General features: G+C 71.7%; 3 protein-coding genes and 1 pseudogene. All 4 read left to right on the forward strand.

Features of this window, described 5'->3' with window-relative positions:
* Window positions 1-369, forward strand: a pseudogene (locus AX685_RS17780) (DUF11 domain-containing protein); the annotation flags it as partial.
* 11 nt (window positions 370-380) lie between these two features.
* Window positions 381-866 (forward strand): hypothetical protein, encoded by a 486-nt coding sequence (locus AX685_RS17785; RefSeq protein WP_066491051.1) that lies wholly within the window; start codon window positions 381-383, stop codon window positions 864-866.
* A gap of 46 nt (window positions 867-912) precedes the next feature.
* Window positions 913-2,049: a hypothetical protein gene (locus AX685_RS17790; protein WP_231792287.1), complete on the forward strand. Its 1,137-nt coding sequence runs from the start codon at window positions 913-915 to the stop codon at window positions 2,047-2,049.
* 71 nt (window positions 2,050-2,120) lie between these two features.
* Window positions 2,121-4,433 (forward strand): DUF11 domain-containing protein (locus AX685_RS17795; protein ID WP_156445909.1); only part of this gene is annotated, 2,313 nt, incomplete at its 3' end.

The raw sequence follows: 4,433 nt of genomic DNA on the forward strand, positions 1-4,433 counted from the left end.
GGCGGCGCGCGCGCGGACGCGGTGACGCTGCTCGGCACCGATGCCGCCGCCGGCACCGACGCCGCGACGCTGGCGAAATCGCAATCGGTGCGCGCACCCGACGGGTCGACGCGCGCGGTTCCCGGCGCGGTTGTCACCTATCGTCTCGTCGCCCGCTTCACCGCGCCCGCACTCGCCGCGCTGGTGGAGGACGCGGTGCCCCCCGGCACACGCTACGTCGCCGGCAGCCTCAGCGTCGATGCGCGCGCGGTCTCCGATGCCGACGACGACGATGCCGGCCGGTTCGACGGCACGGCGATCCACGTGGCGCTTGGCGACGTGCCCGCCGCCGCCACCCGCACCATCCGGTTCCAGGTCACCATCCAGTGAGGAGTTGCGTCATGTTCCGTTCCCCCTTCCCGCTCACAGCGGTCGCGCTTGCCGCGGTCGCGCTGCCCGCCGCCGCCGCCGCGGCGCCCGGTCCACTCCAGATCAGCTCGCGCGTGATGGTCGAAACCAGGGCGCGCGCCGCCGACGGCACCACCCGCCTCGCGCTGGCGCCCGCACGCCGTGTCGTGCCGGGCGACCGCGTCACCGTCGTGCTGGCCTATCGCAACACCGGCGCACAGCCGCTGGCGGGCGTCACGCTCGACAATCCCATCCCGCGCGGGCTGGTCTATCGCGCGCCCGCGCCCGGATCGGCCGCACCGGCGGTATCGCTCGACGGGCGTCGCTACGCCGCGCTGGATCAGCTGCGCGTCGCGCTTCCCGGCGGCGGCACCCGCGCCGCCGTTCCCGATGATGTCACCCACGTACGGTGGCGCCTCGACCGCCCGTTGACGGCCGGCGGTGGGGGTGAATTCGCGTTCCAGGCCGTCCTCCACTGATCCCCTCGACTTCGTCACGCACCGAAAAAGGAAGGATAACCACGTCATGTTCGTGAAAAGGGCGCTCGCCGTCATGTTGGCGGGCACCGCTACGCTCGCGCTCGCCACGGCGGCGCAGGCGCAAAGCGCCGCGTCCGAAACCACCGCCGGCACGTCGATCAGCAACACCGCATCGGCGACCTACACCGTCAACGGCGCACCGCAGACCGCGACGTCGACCACCGCGACGTTCGTGGTCGACCGGAAAGTGAACTTCACCGTCGTCACCACGCAGACCGGCTTCACCCAGGTCAACCTGGGGCAGCAGGACGCGGTCACCACCTTCCGCGTCACCAACCTGACCAACGGGGTACAGGATTTCCTGCTCGATCCCGATCAGCAGAATATCTCGGTCGGGATCCTGCCGGGGACCGACAATTTCGACCTGACGAACCTGCGCGCGTTCGCCGATTCGAACAACAACGGCATCTACGATCCGGGCGTCGATACCGCGACCTGGATCGACGAACTGGCCCCCGATGCCAGCGTGACGGTGTTCATCGTCGGCAACGTCCCCAACCAGGCCGGGGCACAGCTGGCGTTCGATTCGCTGCACGTCACCGCCGCCGCCGGCGGCTCGACGGCGGTGAAGGGCACCGCGCTGGTGGCCACCGACCTCAACCTCGGCAATGCCGACAATACGGTCGACATCGTCTTCGCCGACGATGACAGCGACGGACTGCTGTACCTGGGCGACATCGCGCGCAACGGCCAGGGCCGCGCTTATGCCGGCTATCAGGTCGTGACCACCAACGTCGCGCTCAGCGTGATGAAATCGGTGCGCGTGCTCGACGACGGAGTGAACACCCTCAATCCGAAGGCGATACCCGGCGCCACGCTGGAATATTGCCTGCGGGTCGCCAATGCCACGCTGACGACACCGGCGGATGCGGTGACGCTGACCGATATCGTGCCGACGCACACCACCTACGTCCCCGGTTCGATCTCGATCGGCACGCCGGGCGTGCTGGGCATCGCCTGTGTCGCCAGCGGCTCGCCCGAGGATGACGACGCCGACGACAGCGGCGACAGCGACGGTGCCATCGCCAACTACGATGCCGGAACGAAGACGCTCACCGCGCGGCTCGATCGCGTGGCCGGCGGCGGGAGCACCGCGGTCTCGTTCAAGGTCAAGATCGACTAATCCACCCTCTTGTCCGGGAGCAGCGCCCCTCCGGCGTGCGGGTTCGCCCGCGCGCCGGGGATCGACCCGTCATGCCCATCGTCCGCCGCCTTTCGCTGGCGCTTGCCGCCGCCCTTGCGATGCTGGTCGTCGCCCCCGCCCGCGCCGACGATGTCGCGCGCGTCACCAACGTCGCCACGCTGTCGCTCGGGGCGCCCGATGCACGGGTGCAGGTGCGTTCGAACGCCGTGACGCTCGACGTCGACCGGACGAAGCACCCGACGACGCTCGGCTTCCGGTTGCTGCCACCCGGCTATGCGCTCTCGGGCGAACGCTGCGAAACGACGCCCGCGCTGCGCTACACCCCCGCGCCGATCGACGCCGATACGCTGTCGCGCGCCGCCCCGGTCGCGGCGCTAGACCGGCGCACACCGGTGATCCTGGTGCTCGACAATCCCGGCAGCAACCACGACCCCGCGGTGCGCGAAGGCGCGACGATCCACATGACCACCGATGGCTATGACGGCCCGGTGACGCTGCTCGAAACCGGGCCCGACACCGGCAGTTTCGCCGGCGGCGTGTCGTTGGGTGGCAACGATCCGGCGGCCGAGGCGTGTGACGTGGCCCTCGAACGCGGCGGGCGGATGCGGCTCTCGTTCACCGAGGACCCGTACAGCTTCGGCTCGGTCGCCGAAATGCTGATCGACCCCGCCGGCGAGATCTTCGATTCGGTCACCGGCACGCCGGTCGATGGCGCGCAGGTGACCCTGCTCGACGAAGGCGGCCACCCCGCCACCGTCTTCGGCGACGACGGCGTCAGCCGCTACCCGGCCACCGTCACCAGCGGCGGAACCGTGCGAGACGCCTCGGGCCGCACCTACGTCCAGCCCCCCGGCCGCTATCGGTTCCCGCTCGTGGCCCCCGGGCGCTACCATCTGCACGTGGAGCCGCCCGCCGGCTATACCGCGCCGTCCACCCGCTCCCCAAACGATCTGGCGCCGTTGCGCAATCCGGGGGGACGAGCGTTCGTCATCAACGATGCCTCGTTCGGCGGCACCTTCGTCCTGAGCAAGCCGGACCCCTTCTACGCCGACGTGCCGGTCGACCGTGCCGGCCCGTCCGCGCTGCTGCTCACCAAGACGGCATCGGTGCGCGAGGCATCGCCCGGCGACATCGTGCAATATCGCGTCACTCTGGCCAATCGCACCGCCGTCGACGCGCGCAACGTGCGGGTCACCGACCTGCTGCCCCTCGGGCTGCGCTATCAGCCCGGCTCGACGCGTGGGGCGGACGAACCGCGCGTCGCCGCTGACGGGCGCACGCTGTCGTTCGTGATACCCGTGCTGCGCGCACGTGCCACCATCGGCCTTCGCTACGTCGTCACCGTCACCCCCGGCGCGCCGCCGGGGGAAGCGGTCAACCGCGTGCTGGCATCGGGCAGCGCCGGCGCGACCGGTAACGAGGCGGCCGCCTCCGTCCGGCTGCGCCCGCTGCTGTTCAGCGACGGCTTCACCGTGATCGGCCGCGTGACCGAGGGGGCGTGCGGCGATCCGGCGCGCCGTCGCAAGGGCGTGGCGGACGTGCGCATCCTGCTGGAGGACGGCACCTTCGTCGTCACCGACCGCGACGGCCTGTACCACCTCGAGGGCATCCGCCCCGGCCGCCACGTCGTCCAGCTCGATCGCCACGGCATTCCCGCCACGCACCGCGCGGTCGTGTGCGATGCCGATACCCGCGCGGCGGGCGACGCGCTGTCCCGCTTCGTGGACAGCGACGGCGGGCTGCTGAAGCGGGTCGATTTTCAGCTGGCGCCGACCGGCCGCACGGCGGATGCCGCCACGGCGCTGCCGATCGCCGTCGCGCCCGATGCGATCGCTGCGGGCAATCGCGACTGGTTCGAGGGCCAGGCGCCGGGCGTCGCGATGCTGTTCCCGCTGGCCGACCACAATCCCCGCGCCCCCGCGGTGCGCGTCGTGGTCAAGCATCTGTCGGAACAGCGCGTCGCGCTGACGGTGAACGGCGTGCAGAGCGACGCGCTCGCGTTCGACGGGACGGAGGCGCGCGCCACCGGCGTCGCGATCTCGCGCTGGAGCGGCATTGCGCTGGCGGACGGCGACAACCGGATCGAGGCCCGCGTGCTCGCCGCCGACGGCGCGGTCGTCACCGTCATCACGCGCATCGTCCATTCCTCGGGCACGCCGGCACATGCCGTCGCGCTGCCGCAGGCCAGCCGCCTCATCGCCGACGGCGTCACCCGGCCGCTGGTCGCGGTGCGGCTGACCGATCGTGCCGGCCGCCCAGTGCGCGCGGGCACCAGCGTGCCCGTGCGGGTGGAGGCGCCCTATGCCCCCGCGCTCGACGTCGCGCTCGACCAGCGCCGCCGCGCGACCGCCGCCTCGCCGGCC

The organism is Sphingomonas sp. CCH9-F2 (assembly GCF_001556735.1).
Lineage (GTDB): Bacteria > Pseudomonadota > Alphaproteobacteria > Sphingomonadales > Sphingomonadaceae > Sphingomonas > Sphingomonas ginsenosidimutans.

Coding starts and splice junctions, on each gene's coding strand:
- AX685_RS17785 (WP_066491051.1), top strand. CDS start 381: ATGTTCCGTTCCCCCTTCCCGCTCACAGCGGTCGCGCTTGCCGCGGTC.
- AX685_RS17790 (WP_231792287.1), top strand. CDS start 913: ATGTTCGTGAAAAGGGCGCTCGCCGTCATGTTGGCGGGCACCGCTACG.